Source organism: Sphingomonas aestuarii, from assembly GCF_054457155.1.
Genome location: NZ_JBTKVV010000002.1, coordinates 236,975 through 252,675, shown reverse-complemented (window position 1 = coordinate 252,675; position 15,701 = coordinate 236,975). Strand labels below are relative to the sequence as shown.

Annotated in this window: 14 protein-coding genes and 1 tRNA gene; 6 read left to right on the top strand and 9 right to left on the bottom strand. The window is 66.5% G+C overall.

What is annotated here, in order from left to right; genetic code table 11:
* Positions 1–64 precede the first annotated feature (64 nt).
* Positions 65–217 (bottom strand): hypothetical protein, encoded by a 153-nt coding sequence (locus ACX0GZ_RS04470; RefSeq protein ID WP_458813789.1) that lies wholly within the window; start codon positions 215–217, stop codon positions 65–67.
* 91 nt (positions 218–308) lie between these two features.
* On the opposite strand from ACX0GZ_RS04470, the gene ACX0GZ_RS04465 reads away from it, so the two are divergent.
* A tRNA-Thr gene (locus ACX0GZ_RS04465) sits at positions 309–383 on the top strand.
* A 33-nt stretch (positions 384–416) separates the two neighbouring features.
* On the opposite strand, the gene rpoN is transcribed toward ACX0GZ_RS04465, so the two are convergent.
* The 6 genes from rpoN to ACX0GZ_RS04435 all read right to left on the bottom strand — a co-directional run bounded on the left by rpoN (position 417) and on the right by ACX0GZ_RS04435 (position 5,662).
* Positions 417–1,919 (bottom strand): RNA polymerase factor sigma-54, encoded by a 1,503-nt coding sequence (rpoN, locus tag ACX0GZ_RS04460; protein ID WP_458813787.1) that lies wholly within the window; start codon positions 1,917–1,919, stop codon positions 417–419.
* 126 nt (positions 1,920–2,045) lie between these two features.
* Positions 2,046–2,822 (bottom strand): LPS export ABC transporter ATP-binding protein, encoded by a 777-nt coding sequence (gene lptB / locus ACX0GZ_RS04455; protein ID WP_458813785.1) that lies wholly within the window; start codon positions 2,820–2,822, stop codon positions 2,046–2,048.
* 128 nt (positions 2,823–2,950) lie between these two features.
* Positions 2,951–3,514: an LptA/OstA family protein gene (locus ACX0GZ_RS04450; protein ID WP_458813783.1), complete on the bottom strand. Its 564-nt coding sequence runs from the start codon at positions 3,512–3,514 to the stop codon at positions 2,951–2,953.
* 9 nt (positions 3,515–3,523) lie between these two features.
* The gene (lptC, locus tag ACX0GZ_RS04445; protein WP_458813781.1) at positions 3,524–4,162 is read right to left on the bottom strand and encodes an LPS export ABC transporter periplasmic protein LptC; all 639 of its coding nucleotides are present in this window, start codon (positions 4,160–4,162) and stop codon (positions 3,524–3,526) included.
* An 11-nt stretch (positions 4,163–4,173) separates the two neighbouring features.
* Complete coding sequence (locus tag ACX0GZ_RS04440) at positions 4,174–4,791, bottom strand: ribonuclease D (RefSeq protein WP_458813779.1); 618 nt, start codon at positions 4,789–4,791, stop codon at positions 4,174–4,176.
* Positions 4,792–4,840: 49 nt separating this feature from the next.
* The gene (locus ACX0GZ_RS04435) at positions 4,841–5,662 is read right to left on the bottom strand and encodes a TerC family protein (protein WP_458813777.1); all 822 of its coding nucleotides are present in this window, start codon (positions 5,660–5,662) and stop codon (positions 4,841–4,843) included.
* A gap of 224 nt (positions 5,663–5,886) precedes the next feature.
* Here ACX0GZ_RS04435 and ACX0GZ_RS04430 point away from each other — a divergent pair, with 224 nt between their 5' ends.
* Complete coding sequence (locus ACX0GZ_RS04430) at positions 5,887–6,720, top strand: cold-shock protein (protein WP_458813775.1); 834 nt, start codon at positions 5,887–5,889, stop codon at positions 6,718–6,720.
* A 25-nt stretch (positions 6,721–6,745) separates the two neighbouring features.
* Here the strand turns inward: ACX0GZ_RS04430 and ACX0GZ_RS04425 are convergent, their stop codons facing one another.
* Positions 6,746–6,967: a hypothetical protein gene (locus ACX0GZ_RS04425; RefSeq protein WP_458813773.1), complete on the bottom strand. Its 222-nt coding sequence runs from the start codon at positions 6,965–6,967 to the stop codon at positions 6,746–6,748.
* A gap of 117 nt (positions 6,968–7,084) precedes the next feature.
* On the opposite strand from ACX0GZ_RS04425, the gene ACX0GZ_RS04420 reads away from it, so the two are divergent.
* The 3 genes from ACX0GZ_RS04420 to ACX0GZ_RS04410 are packed head-to-tail and all read left to right on the top strand — an operon-like array spanning position 7,085 to position 11,008.
* A complete protein-coding gene (locus ACX0GZ_RS04420) occupies positions 7,085–8,251 on the top strand; it encodes a glycerate kinase family protein (RefSeq protein ID WP_458813771.1) in 1,167 nt (388 codons plus the stop codon).
* On the top strand, positions 8,244–9,716 hold the full coding sequence (locus tag ACX0GZ_RS04415) for an SLC13 family permease (protein WP_458813769.1): 1,473 nt from the start codon (positions 8,244–8,246) through the stop codon (positions 9,714–9,716). Before ACX0GZ_RS04420 ends, ACX0GZ_RS04415 begins: the two co-directional genes overlap by 8 nt.
* The gene (locus tag ACX0GZ_RS04410) at positions 9,713–11,008 is read left to right on the top strand and encodes a HAMP domain-containing protein (RefSeq protein WP_458813767.1); all 1,296 of its coding nucleotides are present in this window, start codon (positions 9,713–9,715) and stop codon (positions 11,006–11,008) included. Before ACX0GZ_RS04415 ends, ACX0GZ_RS04410 begins: the two co-directional genes overlap by 4 nt.
* 153 nt (positions 11,009–11,161) lie before the next feature.
* On the opposite strand, the gene ACX0GZ_RS04405 is transcribed toward ACX0GZ_RS04410, so the two are convergent.
* The gene (locus ACX0GZ_RS04405) at positions 11,162–12,742 is read right to left on the bottom strand and encodes a cisplatin damage response ATP-dependent DNA ligase (protein WP_458814326.1); all 1,581 of its coding nucleotides are present in this window, start codon (positions 12,740–12,742) and stop codon (positions 11,162–11,164) included.
* Between the two features lie 101 nt (positions 12,743–12,843).
* Here ACX0GZ_RS04405 and ACX0GZ_RS04400 point away from each other — a divergent pair, with 101 nt between their 5' ends.
* Positions 12,844–15,699 (top strand): M16 family metallopeptidase, encoded by a 2,856-nt coding sequence (locus ACX0GZ_RS04400; RefSeq protein ID WP_458813765.1) that lies wholly within the window; start codon positions 12,844–12,846, stop codon positions 15,697–15,699.
* Positions 15,700–15,701 lie beyond the last annotated feature (2 nt).

The window sequence follows — 15,701 nt, the reverse complement described above, 5'->3', positions numbered from 1 at the left end:
TCTCACGTTTCTCGACTTCGCTCGAAACAAACGGAGAAGGATAAAGGGGTCGAAGCCCTGTGGCTCAGTCGCCGCGCTCTTTCGCGCTCCCATCGCCCGGCAACGTGTCGGCTTCCCCCTCCCCGCTTTGCATTCCGCGCGCCTGTGCCTTGCGCCTTCGCAGATTCTCGCGGAGCCGCGCCGCCAGTCGTTCCGCCCGTTCGTCCTTTGCGTTCATGCTTTTCGCCCTAGCCCCCTCGACCGCGGGTTGACAATCGGGGCATGGGCGGCGAATAGGCCGCTCCCACCCGGCCAAGCGGCCGGTGAGTGCTGCCGTAGCTCAGTGGTAGAGCGCATCCTTGGTAAGGCTGAGGTCGTGAGTTCAATCCTCACCGGCAGCACCATTTTCCCTCATCGCGCGACCGGCGATCAAGGGATCAACCGACGCCCTGAAGCGCCTTTTGCCGTCGCCGCTGGACCGAGCTGCCGATTCCCATCGCCTCGCGATATTTGGCGACCGTACGCCGCGCGATGTCGAACCCTCTGGCGTTGAGCAGATCGACCAGCGTGTCGTCGGACAGGATCTTCTTGGCGTCTTCGCCCTGGATCAGCGTGCGGATCGCGGCCTTGACCGCCTCGGCCGACACCGCGTCGCCGCCATCCGCCGACTGGATGGCGCTCGTGAAGAAATATTTGAGTTCGAACAGCCCGCGCGCGCAGCTGAGATATTTGTTGCTGGTCACCCGGCTGACGGTCGATTCGTGCATCTCGATCGCATCCGCCACGCGCGCCAGCGTCAGCGGTTTGAGATGCGCGACGCCGTGGAGGAAGAACGCCTCCTGCTGTTTCACGATTTCGCTGGCGACCTTGATGATGGTGCGCTGGCGCTGGTCGAGCGCCTTGACCAACCAGTTGGCGCTGGCGAGCATGTCGCTGAGCCACGCTTTCGACGTCTTGTCCTGTTTGCCGCCCGACAGCTCGACATAATAAGCGCGGTTGACCAGCACACGCGGTAGCGTCGCGGCGTTGATCTCGATGCCCCAGCCTTGGCCGCGGCGCGCGACGAACAGGTCGGGGACCACCGCCTGGCTCGGCTCTCCACCGAAACGGCAGCCGGGTTTGGGGTCGTAATCGCGAAGCTCGCGGATCATGTCGGCCAGGTCTTCGTCATCGACGCGGCAGAGCTTGCGAAGACGCGCCATGTCGCCGCGCGCAACCGATTCGAGATTGTCGATCAGCGCCGCCATGCACGGGTCGTAGCGATCGGCTTCCCTGGCCTGAAGCGCGAGACATTCCGCGAGATTGCGTGCGCCGACGCCGGTGGGGTCGAAACCGTGAATGACGGCGAGCACCTGCTCCACCTCCGCCAGCGCGACGCCGAGGCGTTGCGACACGTCGAGCAGATCGGCGCGCAGATAGCCGATCTCGTCGATCTGATCGATCAGATGCTGGGCGATGAACAGCGCACGGCCAGACAGGGTTTCGCCCGCCTGGTGGTTGAGATGGTCGGCCAGGCTGATGTCGCGGGCGGCGAAGCTGTCGAAATCCGGCCCGTCCTCCGACCCCGCGCCCGACACGCCGGAGACGCCGAGCGATCCGTCGAGACCGCCGACCGAATCGGATGCGCTGTCGTGGTGAAAGGTCTCGCCCGCGAAGTCGGCGTCGATTGAGGTTTCGCCGGTCGCGTCGCCGCGTTCGATCAGATCGGCGCTGTCGGTCGGTTCGCTCGGGGTGTCGTCGCCCTCTCCTTCGATTTCGCGCGCTGGCTCGCCCTCATCGCGTTCGCCCGATTCGAGCAGCGGGTTGCGTTCGATTTCCTCGGCGATGAAGCCTTCGACCTCCAGGTTCGACAGCGCGAGCAGCCGGATCGCCTGCTGCAACTGCGGCGTCATCACCAGCGATTGGGACTGGCGCAGATCGAGGCGCGGGGCGAGGCTCATGGCCCGAAATCCGTCATTCCAGCGAATGCTGGAATATCATGCGGCTCCTGCCTCGCTCCCACGGCCTGATATCCCAGCTTCCGCTGGGATGACGCTTGGGGGAAGGCAGGTGCGGACCGCATGACGCTAGAGCGTGAAACCCTCGCCCAGATACAGCCGCCGCACATTCGCGTCCGCCACCAGTTCCTCGGGCGATCCGGCGAACAGCACGCGGCCGTCATAGATGATGTAGGCGCGATCGACGATTTCCAGCGTTTCGCGGACATTATGGTCGGTGATGAGCACGCCGATGTCGCGGCGCTTCAGATCCTTCACCAGATCGCGAATGTCGGAAATCGAGATCGGGTCGATCCCGGCGAACGGCTCGTCGAGCAACATGATCGTCGGATCGGCAGCCAGCGCCCGCGCGATTTCGGCACGGCGCCGTTCGCCGCCCGACAGCGCCATCGCGGGTGAGGCGCGCAGCCGCGTAAGCCCGAATTCGTCGAGCAATTGGTCGAGCCGCTTTTCGCGCGCCGCGCGGTCAGGCTCGGCGAGTTCGAGCACGGCGAGGATATTCTTCTCGACCGTCATCCCGCGAAAGATCGAGGTTTCCTGCGGCAAGTAACCGAGCCCCAGCACCGCGCGGCGATACATGGGCAGGCCGGTGATGTCGGCGCCGTCGAGCATGATGCGACCGGCATCGGGCTTCACCAGCCCCATCACCGAATAGAAACTGGTGGTCTTGCCCGCCCCGTTGGGGCCGAGCAGCCCGACCACCTCGCCGCGCCCGACCGACATCGACACGTCGGACAGCACGACTTTCTTGTCATAGGATTTGGCGATCGAAACGACGGCCAGCCCGTCGGACGGCGGGGTTTCGTGCACCGCCTCCATCGTGTCGAGCGTCGTGACCTGATCCATGAAATCCCCTGTTGCGCCTTATGGCGCGTCGATTGGCAGATTTATTGCATGTGGGCCGCTTTGGCTAGTGTGCCGTAACGAAAAGCGGCGCGAAAGCGTGCAACGGGCGACCCGTGGGGCCGACGCGATCACTCGCCGCGATTGGGGACCGAAAAGCGTCCGGTGACGCGCCCGCCGCCCTGCGTTACGCTGCCGTCGGGTGCGGTCGTGCTGCCGCCGGTCGCCGATCCGTCGATCACCGCACGCCCGCTGTCGAGGTTGATCGACAGACGCCCGCCGCGAATGACGTTCGGCCCTTCGTTCAGCGTCACGCCGCCGACCATCGTGATGACCCGGCGATTGAGATCGTAGACCGCATATTGCCCGCTCGCGCGCTGGTTGGGGCGCACCACGGTCACGCCGCCCGCCGCATCGAGCCGCGAGACCTGCGGATTCCCGTCGAGCACCGCGCCGGTATAGGCGACGGTCACGCGGGATGCGTCCAGCGTCATGTTCGACTGGGTGATCTTGACCCCGCCCGACAGGATGGCGCGGTTGGCGCGGTCCTGAAGCTCGATATTCTGCGCGGCGAAATCAATCGGCGCGTTCGAATTATGCCGCTGCTGCGCGGTCGCGCCACCGCCGACGGCGATCGCCGCCGTCGTCGTCAGCGCAGAGAGAAGGATGATCTGGGCAGTGCGGGGACGCTTCATGATGCGACCTTAATTCGTGCGTCCGGGGTAAATCCGCAAGCGGGCATTTCCCTCAAGCCGCACGTTTCTTTCCTCCAGATCGGCGCGCATCCGGTCGCCGGAGAAATTGCCCATCGGCGTCGAACCCGTGACCGGCCCGGCGCTCTGCATCTGGCGGGTCTTGAGATCGACGGTCACGTCGCGCGTATCCATGCGGTAGCCATTGGCCGCATTGAACTCGATCGGCCCGTCGACCATCACGCGTTCCTGCTCGATGTCGTAGCGGCCTCGCTCGGCCTTCATCCGCGCCGGGCCGTCCTGCAACTGGATGCCTGCTGCCAGATCATCGAGCCGAACGATGGGTTCGGCCGAGCTTTGCTGGACCGCGGAACCGGCCGTCAGCGCGAACGGCTGGCCGTTGGCGTCCGCACCCCGATAGGACGCCGACGTCGTCCGCATCCGTTCCTGCGCCACCTCGACCTTGTTCTTGTCGAGCAGGAACGAAACATCGCCGCCCATGAACAGCGGTGCCATCACCAGAAACGCCGCCAGCACGCCGATCCCCATCGGCAGGATCACCTGCGCGATCTGGACCACGCGATCGTGCACGCTGCCGGGGCGAGCCCAGCGGCGGCGTTCGGATCGGACCTGGCGGGCGATGTCGGACATGATGCCTTCAGTTACGCGTGGGCGAAGATATCGGTTTCGGGCCAGCCTTCGAGGTCGAGCACGGCGCGTGCGGGCAGGAAATCGAAACAGGCCTGGGCCAGTTCCATCCGCCCTTCGCGCACCAGGCGCTTGTCCAACTCTTCCTTCATCCGGTGCAGGTAGCGCACGTCGGACGCGGCATATTCGCGCTGGGCGTCGTTGATCTCCTCGGCGCCCCAGTCGGACGATTGCTGGACCTTGGACAGTTCGGCGCCCACCAGCTCACGCACCAGCTCCTTCAGCCCGTGGCGATCGGTATAGGTCCGCACCAGCCGAGAGGCGATCTTGGTGCAATAGACGGGCGACGCATCGACGCCGAGATAATATTGGATCGCGGCCAGATCGAATCGCGCGAAATGATACAGCTTCAGCCGCGCCGGATCGTCGAGGACTGCCTTCAGATTGGGCGCGTCATAGTCGGACGCGGGCGAAAAACGCACCAGATGCTCGTCGCCATTGCCGTCCGAAATCTGGACGAGGCACAGCCGGTCGCGCGGGGTGTTGAGGCCCATCGTCTCGGTATCGACGGCAACGGGGCCGTCGGCGAGCACGCCTTCGGGCAAATCTTCTTCGTGGAAATAAACAGCCATCCCGAAGCGCCTAGACGCTTCGGGATGAACGCTCAATGGCTTCGCCGCATCAAAGCGCGGCGGGCGGCATGGTTTCGGGCGAATCGATGACGTTGCCGCTGGCCGCGGCCTTTTTCGCCTTTGCCCGGCGCGAAAAGATGTTGAGCGCCTCGACGCCGGCCGAGAACGCCATCGCCGCGTAGATATAGCCCTTGGGCACATGCGCGCCGAAGCCCTCGGCGATCAGCACCATGCCGATCATCAGCAGGAAGCCGAGTGCGAGCATGACGACGGTCGGGTTCTTGTGAATGAAATTCGCGAGCGGATCGGCGGCAAGCAGCATGACGATGACGGTCACGATGACCGCCGTGACCATGATCGGAATATGCTCGGTCATCCCGACCGCGGTGAGGATCGAATCGATCGAGAACACCATGTCGAGCAGGATGATCTGGACGATCACCGCGCCGAAGGTCGCGCCCGCGCTCGTCTTCTTGTCAAGGATGTCAGGCGTCGGCTGGACGTCCATCGTATGGTGGATCTCCTTGGTAGCCTTCCAAACGAGGAACAGCCCGCCGACGATCAGGATGATGTCGCGCCACGAAAATTCGGTGTCGAACGTGGGCACGCCTTCCTCGGTCAGCGGACCGGTGATGCCCAGGTCGATAACGGGCGTGGTCAGCGACACGATGATCGCGATCATCGACAGCAGCCCCAGCCGCATGATCAGCGCGAGACCGATGCCGACGCGGCGCGCGGTCTGGCGCTGATGCTCGGGCAGCTTGTTCGACAGGATCGAGATGAAGATCAGATTGTCGATGCCAAGGACGACCTCCATGACGATCAGGGTGATCAGCGCGGCCCAGGCTGCAGGGCTCTGCAGCAGCGTCATGATATAGTCCATAGCGCGACAGGCTGTGCCGTTTCCGCCACGAACGCGCAAGATACGACGTGCGGCCTTGCGACGAATCGACAAAATCATTCGCGAAAGGCGATTTTTTCGGGTAAGGCGAATCGGTGGCGCGCTGCGTTTGCGCGTCCGAAGACTTGCGTTCGTCGTCCGACGCCGGGCTTTATGATTTGAGATTTGGGCGAAGCGGGAAGACGAACAGGGCAATGAGTTTTGATCGAGGGCGCCGCGGCGAACGTGGCGGGCGCGGCAGGGACAAGCGCGACGGTTTCGGCGGCGACGATAATTTCGGTGGCGGCGGCTTTGGTGGCGGCGGTGATCGCTTCGGTGGCGGCGGCTTTGGTGGCGGCGGCGACCGGTTCGGCGGTGGTGGTGGCGGCGGCTTCGGCGGCGGCGACCGATTCGGCGGCGGCGGCGGTGGCGGCGGCGGCTTCCGTGGCGGCGGCGGCGGTGGTTTCGGCGGCGGTGGCGGCGGTGGTCGCGGCATGCCCCCCCAGGTCGTCGGCGAAGCGACCGGTGTCGTAAAGTTTTTCAACGCGCAAAAGGGCTTCGGCTTCGTGGTGCGCGATGACGGCGGCGAAGACGTGTTCGTGCATATCTCGGCCGTCGAACAGGCCGGCCTGACCGGCCTAGCCGAAGGTCAGCCGATGGGCTTCACCCTTGTCGATCGCGGCGGTCGCATCTCGGCCACCGACCTCAAGATCGACGGCGAACCGATGCCGGTGCAGGAACGCGCGCCCCGCGAACCGCGCGAAGGCGGCTTCGGGGGCGATCGTGGCGGCTTCGGTGGTGGCGATCGCGGCGGACCCCAGCGTCAGCTGACCGGTGAGAAGGCGACGGGCACCGTCAAGTTCTTCAACGCGATGAAGGGCTTCGGCTTCATTCAGCGCGACGACGGACAGCCCGATGCGTTCGTCCACATCTCTGCCGTTGAACGCGCCGGCATGCCGACGCTCAACGAAGGCGACCGCCTCGGTTTCGAAATCGAAGTCGATCGCCGCGGCAAGCATGCCGCCGTGAACCTGACGCCGCAGCAATAAGCGCAGCGCCAGCACGGCGACGACATCAGGCCCGGTCGTCCAGCGTGACGACCGGGCCTTTTGTTTGGCCGTTGAGGCGCGCCGATGCGCGATGTCCGCGAATGCGCCGACCCGCGACAGGCGAACTTGAAACGATCGCCACCAGCTCGTCATTGCGAGCGCAGCGAAGCAATCCAGCAGCGACCCGCGTGAGGCGCTGGATTGCTTCGCTGCGCTCGCGATGACGGCGGACGGCGTGGACCATCATCTCGGCCCACAACCGCCTTCCAGCCCGGCCATCTCCCGTTCACTTGATCTGAAGCAACTTCGCGCGCGGTTCGTGGTTACGCCTCCGTAACCGCTGCGACGTGCGAAAGAGGGGACGATGCTCAGGCTGCTGGTCGCACCATCGGGCTATAAAGAGAGCCTGGACGCCGAGAGCGTCGCTTCGGCGATCGCGCAGGGTGCGCGTGCGGCATCCGACCGCGTGCACGTCACCGAATTGCCGCTGGCCGATGGTGGCGAGGGCACGGCGCGGACGATGGCGCGGATCACCGGCGGACGGATGGTCGATGCGCGCGTGACCGGGCCGGTCGGCGACACGATCGCGTCGCATTTCGCGATGCTGGGCAACAGTGACCGCCCGACCGCCATGGTCGAACTCGCCGCCGCTGCGGGACTGCGCCATGTGCCGAACGACCGGCGCGATCCGATGCGGACGACGACGCGCGGAGTCGGCGAACTGATCGCCGCCGCGCTCGACCAGGGCGCCGAACGCATCGTCATCGGCTGCGGCGATTCGGGCGTCAACGACGGCGGGATGGGGCTGGCGCGGGCGCTAGGCGTGCGCTTCCTGGATGCACGCGGCGAAGAGATTGCGGAGGGCGGCATCGGACTAGGCGATCTCGACCGCATCGACCTGACAAACCTAGACCCGCGCATCGCCGCGATCGAGATCGAGGTCGCGTGCAACATCGCCAACGTCCTAACCGGCCCCGATGGCGTCGCACGGCTGTTCGGCCCGCAAAAGGGCGCGTCGCCCGAGGATGTCGAGACGCTGGCGGCCGCGCTCGACCGCTATGCCGACATCGTCGAACGCGATTGCGGAAAGGACGTGCGCGTCATGCCCGGCGGCGGCGCGTCGGGCGGAGTCGGTGCGGGGCTGCACGCGCTGCTCGGCGCGCGGCTGGTGTCGCGCTTCGATGCGCTGTTTCCCTATTTCGATGTCGATGCCGCGATCGCCGAATGCGATCTGGTCATCACCGCCGAAGGGGGCGTCGATTTCAAGACCGCGCGCGGCAAGATCCCGGCCGAGATCGGCATGCGTGGTCGCGCGGCGGGCAAGCCCGTGATCGTGCTGGCGGGCACCGTCGGCGAACGCGCCGAGGTCGTGCTGAACCACGGCGTCTGCGCCTATTTCTCGACGGTCGAGAAGCCTCAGACGCTGGCCGAGGCGATCGAGCATACCCGCGAACAGGTGACGCTGATGGCCGAGCATGTCGTCCGCACCTTCGTCGCGGGCATGGCCCTGGGCGAGGAACGGCGTGGCTGACGCGCCGCCCGACCTGTTCGCACCCGTAGAGGCGGCACGCGCGCGCGCACATCAGGCGCCACGCCCGCGCGCCCGCGATTTCCGATGGGTGGTCGGCGCGCTGCCGGTCATGGTGCTGATGGTCGCACTAAGCCTGGCGGTGTTCCTGCCGCGCGACGTCGATACCCCGGCCCGCCTGGCGCTGTTCGCGTTCGGCGCGGCGGCGATCCTGTGGACCTTCACCAAAATGAACGCCGCCTATGTGGCACTTGGCGCCGCGTTGTTCCTGTCGCTGACCGGCGCGATCGAGCAGGACGCGCTGTTCGAGGCGCTCGAGGCCGATGTCATCTGGCTGATGATCGGCGCGTTCATGCTGGGCGCGGCGGTGCAGACCAGCGGCCTGGCATCGCGCATGACGCGCGCCGTCGCGGGCCGGCAGGCTAGCGTCGGCGGCCTGATCTGGCGGATCACCGCCGCACTCGTCCCGCTCGCCTTTCTGATCCCCTCCACCTCGGGCCGCGCAGCCGTCGTGCTGCCGATGTTCCACCGCCTGGCCGATGCCGCCGGGGACAGGCGCGTGACGCGGGCGCTGGCGCTGCTGATCCCGGCGATCATCCTTGTCTCGACCATTTCCAGCCTGGTCGGTGCGGGATCGCACCTGATCGCCAACGAACTGCTAGACGAGGTCTCCGACCGCTCGATCGGCTTCGGCCAGTGGATGCTGTGGGGCCTGCCCTTCGGCGTCGCCGCGAGTCTCGCCACCGGCTGGGTGGTCGGGCACCTGTTCCTGGACGCTCAGACGCGCCGACGCGTGGTGACGCTGGGCAATGGCGAGCGCGTCCGATGGACCCGCGACGAATGGCGCACGCTTGCCGTCATCATCGTCATGGTGTCGCTGTGGATGACCGAAGGGCTCCACCCGCTGGAAATCGCGACCGTCGCGATTGCGGGCGGCTTCGTCCTGACGGCACCCGGCATCGGCGTCATCAGCTGGAAAGCGGGGTTGAAGGCGGTGAGCTGGAACCTCATTTTCTTCGTCGGTGCCGCGCTGGTCCTGGGCGAAGCGCTGATCGAAACCGGCGCCGCCCAGTGGCTGATCGACCGGATGTTCGAGGCATCGGGCCTGACCGCGGGCGGATCGGACATGGTAGTGGTGGCCGGGCTGGCCGTCCTGACGCTCACCTCGCACCTTTATCTGACCTCGCACGCGGCGCGCGCGGCGGCGCTGATCCCGCCGCTCCTCTATCTGGCCGGGGCGCTCGACCTCGACATGGTCGCGGTGATGTTCATCGCCACCGTCGGCATGGATTACTGCCTGACCTTTCCGGTGAGTTCGAAAGCGCTGCTGCTGTTCCAGGAAATCGACCGCGAAACCTGGGCGCCCGCGGACCTGCTCAGGCTGTCGGCGGTGATGCTGCCCGTCCATGCGCTGCTGATGATCGCCTTCTACTTCCTGTACTGGCGGCATGTGGGACTGGCGCTATGAACACCAAGGGCATGTCGCTTCGCACCAAATTGATCGCGAGTTTCGCCGGGCTGGCGGCGATCGCGCTGCTGGTGATCGGCGTCGCATTCTACACCACGCTGCGCTGGCAGGCGGCGAACGGCGAGATGGAGATGCATTACGAGCGCAGCCTGCTGTTGCAGAGCGTGCGCGCCAACACCTTTCAGGCGCTCAAAGAGGTCGATGACGGGCTGACCGGCGATCATGTCGATGCCCGCGCCGATTTCGAAGCCGCTTTGGAACCCGCGACGCGCGATTTCGCCGCCTGGGCCGCGCTTGCCGACACCGAGGCCGAACGCGAAGAGGTCGCCCGCGTCCGCGCCGCGCACGCCGAACTGGTAACGAGCGGGCGGCGGGTGTTCGATCTGATGCCGATCGACCGTGCCGCCGCGATCCAGCTTGCCGACGACGAAGTGGATACCAAGGATCTGGCGCGGTTCCGCGCGATCACGGTCGCGGCGATGGATGCCGATCTGGCGATTCGCGACGGCATCGGTCGAGAGACGCGGGCGCTGCGCAACACGGCGCAGGTGATGCTGGCGATCAGCGCGATCAGCGTCGTCGCGCTGATATTGCTGATTGCGGCCTATCTCTCGTCCGACCTGTTCCGGCCGTTGCGTGAATTGTCGGACGTGCTGGGACGCATCGCAAACGGCGACCGCGAGGCGCGCGCCGATGCGGGCCGCAACGACGAGATCGGCGCGGTCGCGCGCGGGGTGAACCGGCTGGCCGAGGCGATGGCCGCCCCTGCTGCGACCGCACCCGCGCCGCAAGCAAACAGCGCGATCGGCGCGGCGATGGCCGCACGACTGGCGACGATGCGGGAAAGCGGCGCGAACGACGCCGACTGGCGCGCGGTGGAGGCGATGGCCGCCGCCCTGCCCGCCGTCGCAGCGCGCGGCGAACGCATCGACCTGTCCGCACTGTTCCATCGGCTGCTGACGCGCCATCAGGGCGAAATCGCACGGCGCGGGATCGCGGTCGAACAGCGGCTGGAGGCATCGGCATGGCTTTCCGGCGACCTGAGGGTGATCGAACCTGCGGTCGAGGCGATGATCGGCCTCGCGCTCGACCGCCTGCCCGATCGCGGCGGGCGGCTGGGGCTTCGCGCCTATCGCGAAACCGACGGCAGCGGCCGGATCGAGGTGGCCGACAATGGCGGTGCGGGCGAAGTCGATCTGTCGCCGGTCGAGGCGATGGCGGCGGAACTGGGCGGCAGCGCGCGGCTATTTGCGGATGCCAAGGGTCAGGTGGTGCAGCTGGCGCTGCCGTGAGCAAGCCGGGCCGGAAGCGCTGATATCGGTCTTGCGGCTTCGTCATTGCGAGCGCAGCGAAGCAATCCATTGCCCCCCTGTGTTGCTGCGGGATTGCTTCGCTTCGCTCGCAATGACGATCAGCTGAAACACCCGGTTTACTGAGAACCGGCGTCAGCCGATCATCCGCTCCAGCGTTTCGATCCGATCCGCTTCCGTGGCAGGCTTGTCCCGCCGGATGCGCGAAATGCGCGGAAAGCGCATCGCCAGTCCCGATTTGTGCCGTGCCGAACGGTGGATCGAATCGAACGCGACCTCCAGCACCAGCGACTTTTCCACCTCGCGCACCGGGCCGAAGCGGTTGACGGTGTTCTGCCGCACGAAGCGGTCGAGCCATTTCAGCTCTTCGTCGGTGAACCCCGAATAGGCCTTGCCGACCGGGAGCAACTGCCCGTCCTCGGTCCAGCAGCCGAACGTATAGTCGCTGTAGAAACTCGATCTTTTGCCCGACCCGCGCTGCGCGTACATCATCACGCAATCGGCGTTGAGCGGATCGCGCTTCCATTTATACCACAGCCCGACGCGCCGCCCGGCGACATACGGGCTGTCGCGGCGTTTGAGCATGACTCCTTCGATCGCGGCGTCACGCGCACCGTCGCGGATCGCGCCAAGCGCATCAAAATCCGCCGCGTCGATCACCCGCGACAGATCGAACCGGTCGGGATCGAGACCGCTGGCAAACGCCTCCAGCCGCGCGCGGCGCTCGGTCCATGATTTCGCGCGCAAATCCTCCGCGCCATCGAACAACAGGTCGTACACGCGGACGAACGCCGGATAGTCGCGCAGCATCTTGGCCGACACGGTCTTGCGCCCCAGCCGCTGCTGCAACGCGTTGAAACTTGCGGCCTCCCCGCCCTGCGTCTCACCCTTGACCAGCAATTCGCCGTCCACGACGCCGGGCGTCGCAAATGCCGCCGCGACATCGGGAAAGCTGCCGGTGATGTCGTCGCCCGCCCGGCTGTAGAGCCGCGTCTCGCCGCCGACATGGACCATCTGCACGCGGATGCCGTCCCATTTCCATTCGGCGGCATAGTCGGAAAGATCGACGCGCAACTCCTCCAGCGGATGGGCGAGCATGAAGGGACGAAACACCGGCAGATCGGTGGCGCTCGGCTGGTCGCCCCGCCCTTCCGCCCAGTCGAACAGCTCCGGGTAGGGCGCGTCGAGCGCGTGCCAGACCTCCTCGACCGCATCGACATCGAGCCCGAAGGCCTGCGCGAACGCGGTCTTTGCCAGCCGCGCCGACACACCGACCCGTAACCCGCCGGTCGCGAGCTTCAACAGCGCGTATCGTTCGTCCGAATCGAGCCGGTCGAGCATCGCGGCCACCAGCGCAGGCGCTTCTGCCCGCGAGGCCGCGGACAGCGTTTCGATGACCTGCGTCACCGTCAGCAGCGGCGCATCGCTGGCGGGCAGCATCACCGGTTCCGGCCAGAGCAGCGCGACCGTCTCGGCCGTATCGCCGACGAAATCGCGGCTCATCGCGAACAGCGTCGGATCGACACGTTCCATGATCAACCCGCGGATGGTCGAGGATTTGACCGCCGGAATATCGACCGCCCCCGTCAGCGCCGCCAGCGCCCAACCCCGGTCGGGGTCGGGTGTCGTCTTCAGATAATCGGCGATCAGCGTCAGCTTGGTATTGCGCGAACGCGTGTAGATCAGGCGATCGAGAAGGTCGGCAAAAGCGCGCATCGTCGGTCCAACCCCGCACCAGACCGCGCGGTTCCGCATCCTTTGCTTGCCATGATCTCTCTGCCGTCTAGGGTAAAGCCTTGCTGCATCGGAGAGAAATCATGGTTCGCGAATTCGGTCGCCTGGCTGCGAGTGTCATCGCACTGAGCATTGCCGCCCCCGGCGTTGCGCTTGCCGCCAGTGGCGACCAAGCGTCGGCGAGCCCCGCCATCACCGTTCCGCCGATCGACTTCACCGAACGCAAACTGGCAAACGGCCTGCGCGTCATCGCCATTCGCGACACCACCACGCCCAACGTCACGGTGCAGATGTGGTACGATGTGGGGTCCAAGCACGATCCGGAAGGGCGGTCGGGCTTCGCGCATCTGTTCGAGCATATCCTGTCGCGCAAGACGGTGAACATGCCCTACAACATGATCAACCGCCTGACCGAAAATGTCGGCGGCCAGCGCAACGCCTCGGTCTGGTTCGATCGCACCAATTATTACGAGATCGTGCCCGCCCAATATCTTGAGACGATGCTGTGGACCCATGCGGAGCGCATGGCGCGTCCGGTGGTCGACGCCGATGTGTTCGAAACCGAACGCAACGTGGTGAAGGAGGAATATCGCCAGCGCGTGCTTGCCCCGCCTTATGGCCGGTTGCGGCTGGTGATGGACGAAAACAGCTATGACACGATGCCCCATCGCCGTCCGGGGATCGGCAGCCTGGACCAGCTCGACGCCGCGACGCTGGAGGATGCGCGCGCGTTTCACGAAGCCTATTACGGACCGGACACCGCCACGCTGATCGTCGCGGGCAATTTCGACCCTGCCAGACTCGACGCGTTGGTGAACCGTTATTTTGCCGAGATCCCGGCACGAAAGAACGCGATCCCGCTGACGATCACCGCGACCGAAGCACCGCGCACCAGCCCGCGTGCCGTCACCGCCTATGCGCCCAACGTCTCCCTGCCACTGATCGCGACGAGTTGGCGGATCCCGGGCGCGAGCCACCCCGATTTGCCCGCGCTGATGGTCATGGATGCCATCCTGTCCGAAGGCGACAACAGCCGCTTGCGCCAGGCGCTGGTGTTCAAAAGCCAGATTGCGACGTCGGCGGGGGCGCAACTGTCGGATACCGAAGATGGCGGTTATTATGCGCCTCAGGTCACGCTGGCGAGCGGTCGGTCGGTCGAGGAAGCCGAAACGGCGCTGGCCGCCGAGATCGCACGGATGCGCGACGAACCCGTGAACGCGGCGGAACTGGCCGAAGCGAAAAACGAGATACTGGCGTCCGCGCTTGCCGCGCGCGAGACGTTTTCGTCGCGCGCCTTTTCGATCGGAGAAGCGCTGGTGCGCACCGGCGACCCGCGCTCGCTCGATGCGCGGCTGGCGGCGGTGTCCCGCGTAACGGCGGCCGATATTCAGCGCGTCGCGCGCACCTATCTGAAACCCGAGGCGCGGGTCGATATCCGCTATCTCGATGAAAGCCTGCGTCCGTCGGGACAGGCCGATGCCTGGGCCAACCCGGTGCCGATGCCGCGCTGGGCGTCGGTTCCGCCCGCAACGCGTGCGCCGCTGGCGTTGGCAGCGGAAGGCGACCGCCAGCCGCCGCCCGAACCCTCGGCCCCCGTGCCCGTTACCCCACCCGTGCTGGCAGAGGCGCGCCTCGCCAACGGCATCACCCTGGTCAGCGCGCGCACCGGGCAGGTGCCGATCGCCACGCTGGCACTGGTATTCCCCGGCGGCGCGGCGACCGATCCCGACGGGCGCGCCGGATTGTCGAGCCTGGCCGCGGACCTGGCGACGCGCGGCACGGCGACCCGGTCGGCGCAGCAGATCGCCGCCGATATGGAGGCGCTGGGCGCGTCGCTATCGACCTCCGCCGGGGCCGACGGCACCACATTGAGCGTGACGGCACCGGTCGCCACGCTGGAACCCGCAGCGCGCATTCTTGCCGATCTGGCGCGCAACGCGACCTTCCCGCAGGCCGAGTTCGACCGCGAGCGCCGCCAGACGATCGACCGGCTTCAGGTCGCGATGCGCAATCCCGGAACGCTTGCAAATTATGCGCTTCAACCCGTCAGCTTCGGTGACGCGCCCTATGGCCGCGTGCCGACGCCTGCGAGCCTTGAGGCGATGACGCGGGCCGATCTGATCGCGCAGCGCGACCGCTGGTGGCGGCCCGATCTGGCGACGATGGTGGTGACCGGCGGGATCGATGCCGCGCAAGCCCGCGCGATCGGCGAACGCGCCTTTGCCGACTGGCGGGCGACCGGCCCTGCGCCTGCCGTGCCGACCGCGCGCGCAGGCGCGGTGCCGGCCCCGCGGATCGTGGTGATCGACATGCCCGGCGCGGGCCAGGCGGCGGTCACGGCGGCGCTTCGCGTCCCCGACCGCGCCGATCCCGCCTATTACGACCTGCTGGTCGCCAACGCGGTGTTGGGATCGGGTTCCAACGGGCGATTGTTTCAGGAAGTGCGAGTCAAACGCGCGCTCTCCTATGGCGCGAGTTCGTCGCTCGGGGCACGGGCGGAAAGCGGGCTGATCACCGCTGCTGCCCAGACCAAGAACGAAAGCGCCGCCGATGTCGTCGCGATCTTTCGCACCGAACTCGACCGACTGGCGAGCGAGCCGCTCGACGCCGAGACGGTCGAACAGCGCAAGGCGTTCCTGATCGGCAGCGTCAGTCGCACCGCGGAGAATAGTCGCGGTTTCGCCAGCACCGTCGCCGGACTGGTTCAGCAGGGCGTCGCCCCGGCAGAGGCGGCCCGCGTAGTCGAGCGCATCTCCGCCGTCACGCCCGAGAGCGCAACCGCCGCCGCCCGCGCCAATGTCGCCGCCAACCGCGCGAGCATCGTCGTCGTCGGCGATGCCAAGCTGTTCGTCGATGCGCTGCGTCGCGCCCATCCCGATCTGGAACTGGTGCAGGTCGATGCACTGGCGCTCGATCGTCCGACCTTGCTGGCGGAGTGACG

Coding starts and splice junctions, on each gene's coding strand:
- ACX0GZ_RS04470 (WP_458813789.1), bottom strand. CDS start 217: ATGAACGCAAAGGACGAACGGGCGGAACGACTGGCGGCGCGGCTCCGC.
- rpoN (WP_458813787.1), bottom strand. CDS start 1,919: ATGAGCCTCGCCCCGCGCCTCGATCTGCGCCAGTCCCAATCGCTGGTG.
- lptB (WP_458813785.1), bottom strand. CDS start 2,822: ATGGATCAGGTCACGACGCTCGACACGATGGAGGCGGTGCACGAAACC.
- ACX0GZ_RS04450 (WP_458813783.1), bottom strand. CDS start 3,514: ATGAAGCGTCCCCGCACTGCCCAGATCATCCTTCTCTCTGCGCTGACG.
- lptC (WP_458813781.1), bottom strand. CDS start 4,162: ATGTCCGACATCGCCCGCCAGGTCCGATCCGAACGCCGCCGCTGGGCT.
- ACX0GZ_RS04440 (WP_458813779.1), bottom strand. CDS start 4,791: ATGGCTGTTTATTTCCACGAAGAAGATTTGCCCGAAGGCGTGCTCGCC.
- ACX0GZ_RS04435 (WP_458813777.1), bottom strand. CDS start 5,662: ATGACGCTGCTGCAGAGCCCTGCAGCCTGGGCCGCGCTGATCACCCTG.
- ACX0GZ_RS04430 (WP_458813775.1), top strand. CDS start 5,887: ATGAGTTTTGATCGAGGGCGCCGCGGCGAACGTGGCGGGCGCGGCAGG.
- ACX0GZ_RS04425 (WP_458813773.1), bottom strand. CDS start 6,967: ATGATGGTCCACGCCGTCCGCCGTCATCGCGAGCGCAGCGAAGCAATC.
- ACX0GZ_RS04420 (WP_458813771.1), top strand. CDS start 7,085: ATGCTCAGGCTGCTGGTCGCACCATCGGGCTATAAAGAGAGCCTGGAC.
- ACX0GZ_RS04410 (WP_458813767.1), top strand. CDS start 9,713: ATGAACACCAAGGGCATGTCGCTTCGCACCAAATTGATCGCGAGTTTC.
- ACX0GZ_RS04405 (WP_458814326.1), bottom strand. CDS start 12,742: ATGCGCGCTTTTGCCGACCTTCTCGATCGCCTGATCTACACGCGTTCG.
- ACX0GZ_RS04400 (WP_458813765.1), top strand. CDS start 12,844: ATGGTTCGCGAATTCGGTCGCCTGGCTGCGAGTGTCATCGCACTGAGC.